This window comes from Zoogloea oryzae (genome assembly GCF_030161255.1).
In the GTDB taxonomy this organism is placed as follows: domain Bacteria; phylum Pseudomonadota; class Gammaproteobacteria; order Burkholderiales; family Rhodocyclaceae; genus Zoogloea; species Zoogloea oryzae.
Window position 1 is genome coordinate 1 of the sequence record NZ_BSPX01000229.1, and the last position, 933, is coordinate 933.

1 protein-coding gene and 1 pseudogene are annotated in these 933 nt (G+C 75.1%); both read left to right on the top strand.

Annotation, left to right across the window (positions count from 1 at the left end; genetic code table 11):
• A pseudogene (locus tag QQK25_RS23170) lies at positions 1-362 on the top strand (hypothetical protein); the annotation flags it as partial.
• Positions 359-933, top strand: a 575-nt coding sequence (locus QQK25_RS23175; protein ID WP_284190074.1) for a hypothetical protein, incomplete at its 3' end; no start/stop codon positions are given. The pseudogene QQK25_RS23170 and the gene QQK25_RS23175, both read left to right, overlap by 4 nt.

A 933-nucleotide genomic window follows, 5' to 3' on the forward strand; every position in this document is an offset into this window, starting at 1 on the left:
TCGCCCCCGAATGTGACTGGCGCGAGCGCATCGCGCTGATCCCCGTGGGCGATCCGGCCGCCGCCGAGCGCCTCCTCGACGCCCTGACCGACGCCATCCCCGCTGACATCACCCCCGCGCCCGGTAGCCTGCGTCAGGTGTTCGGCACCACGCCCGCCGCCTTCCCGACCGCTGCCGACAGCCGCCTCGCCAGCCTGCTGCTGCGCCCCGGCCAGCTGCGCGTCAGCCCGTGGGACGCCGAACTCATCTGGCCGCTGGCCGGCATCGACCTGGCCCTGCGCCGCGCCGGCTGGGATCAGGACCCCGGCTGGCTACCCTGGCTCGGCCGCACGATCCGCTTCCGCTTCGGAGACCCCGCATGACCGGCCCCCGCAGCCCCGACCTCACCGACCTCTGGCTGGCCCTCGCCGCCGGCCGCATGTTGCTGCGCCGGCCCGACGACGCTGGCCTCATCCGGATCGCCTCGGCGCATCTCGCCACCAACACGCCCCAGCAGCTGGCCGAGAGCATCGCCAGCGGCAACGACATCCTCTTCGCCACCCTCGAGGCCGCGCCCGACGCCACGCCGCTGGCCCGCATCGCCACCGGCTGCCAGCTCTCCGGCTTCGATCTGGATCTGCTCGCCTTCGCCGTGCTGCCCTGCTTCGACGAGGACGCCGCCACCACCGTCGCCACCCTCGCTGGCGGCCAACGCCGGCTCGCCGTAGGCCTCGCCCTCAAGCTGCTCTTCGGCGACAACGCCGACCCCGCCGCGGTGCGCCATGCCCTGCGCGCCTCGCCCCTCTGGAACAGCGGGCTGATCCGCCCGGACGAAACCCCGCGCCCGCTGCTGGAGCGCCGCCTCGACCCCACCGAAACCCTCCTCGCCGGCCTGGATGGCCTGCCCCCCGCCGAAGCCGGCGCCGGCTGGCAGGTGCGCCTGCTCACCGCGCC